1 pseudogene is annotated in these 1,851 nt (G+C 43.9%); it reads left to right on the top strand.

What is annotated here, in order from left to right:
• A pseudogene (locus tag HMPREF9074_RS11490) lies at positions 1-1,851 on the top strand (gliding motility protein); the annotation flags it as partial.

Raw genomic sequence — 1,851 nt, 5'->3', positions numbered from 1 at the left:
GCCTAATCCGAATACCTTTAGTATAGCCAAAGTAGCGATAAAGAATGTAAGTTGTAAGGGCGATAGCGATGGTACGGTAACCCTTACCTTAGCAGGAATGGTAAGTACCCATACCTATAATGTAGCTATAAGTCCATCGGCAGGAGTAACGATAAGTCCTACTAGCTTAACAGGAGGGGCTAATGTAGTGAATTTCTCAGGCTTAGCTAAGAATACTTATACGGTAACGATAACCAATCAGAATACCTTATGCGAGCAAACACAGGTATTTACGATAGCAGAACCTACGGTATCACTTACCGCTACAACGAGTGTACGTTCAATTACTTGTGCCAACAACGATGGAGAGATACGCATAGAGAATGTTAGCGGAGGCTGGGGAGCTTATCAGTACTATATAGATACGGTAGCACCAACACCTACCAGTGGCGCTTGGACAAGTACGAGCGTAAGAAGTGGTTTAGTATCGGCTACTTATCATATAGCAGTAAGAGATAACCACGGCAAGGGCTGTCAGGTAACAGTAGGTACGATAACCCTAACGGGACCAGAGACAATGAGTGGTACACTAACAGTTACCCAAGAGAATTGTGTAGCGGGTACAGGAGAGATAAGTGTACAGTCAGTAACTGGAGGAGATGGCGTGAATTACACTTACCAACTGATAAAAGACGGAGTGAAGGAAGGTATAGCCCAAGGCACGCGAACCTTTACTGGTTTGGGAGCAGGAAGCTACGAGGTAGTAGTAAGCGACAGCTGGGGTTGCTCAGCAACGCTTACAGCAGTAACATTATATGAGCCTATTAGCGGGATACAAGTAGCGATACTAAAAGAGGTAACTTGTGCGACTCCTACGGGAGCGACTTTGAGTATTACCCACCAAGGAGGAACTAATAGCCTAACATATACCCTTACTCGATTGGGAGGAGGTGTTACTACGCCAAGCAGTATACCGGTATTTACAGGAGTGCCAGCAGGTAACTATATAGTAGGAGTGAAAGACAACAAGACAGCTTGTGCTACAAAAACCACTACAATAGAAGTAACACCAGCGCTACCGGTGGCCTTTACTCATACACAAACTAATGTAAGCTGTCACGGAGATGATGATGGTAGGATAGATGTAACCATACCAGGTACGCAATCTCAAACTGACTATGTGATACAGATAGAGGGAGCAGGAGGCTTTGCAACAAGAACTGAAACGGTGAATACAACACCAAAGACGATACGATTCCCAATGCTTAAAGCAGGGGTATATACAGTAACTGTATATTCATCAAGAGCTTGTCAATCGTCAGAAACGATAACTATTACAGAGCCTGCACAGTTGGTAGTGAGCAGTACAACGGTAACGACCCACTTTAGCTGTGATGCGAATAATCAGGCGCGTCAGGCAATCGTACAAGCGATAGCAGATGGTGGGGTTACAGGTACTTATACATATAAGTTTGCGATATTTGATGGACAAAGCACCACTACTATAAATAATGGTAATAGTAATGTAGTGAGTGTGACTAGTAATGGTACGTATACCCAAACGGTAGTAGTATATGTAACAGATGCCAATGGCTGTACCGCTAATAATGTAAACAGTCCAACGGTAATACCACCGCTGAAACGTATAACATCTATTAAAGCACAGCAGACCCGTCCGATAGACTGTCAAGGGGCAGAAGCAGTAGACTTTACTATAGAAGGAGGTTCTAATCAGGGCTATATAGTGAGAGTGACAGGAGGTACAACTACGCCAAGTATCTATACGGTAACCTCAGGGGTAAGTGTTGTATCAGTAACCTTTACTGTACCAGGTTATTATGAAGTAACCGTAACTGACAGTGCTACGGGTTG

Source organism: Capnocytophaga sp. oral taxon 329 str. F0087 (genome assembly GCF_000213295.2).
In the GTDB taxonomy this organism is placed as follows: domain Bacteria; phylum Bacteroidota; class Bacteroidia; order Flavobacteriales; family Flavobacteriaceae; genus Capnocytophaga; species Capnocytophaga leadbetteri_A.
This window is presented reverse-complemented; position numbering and strand designations above follow the sequence as displayed.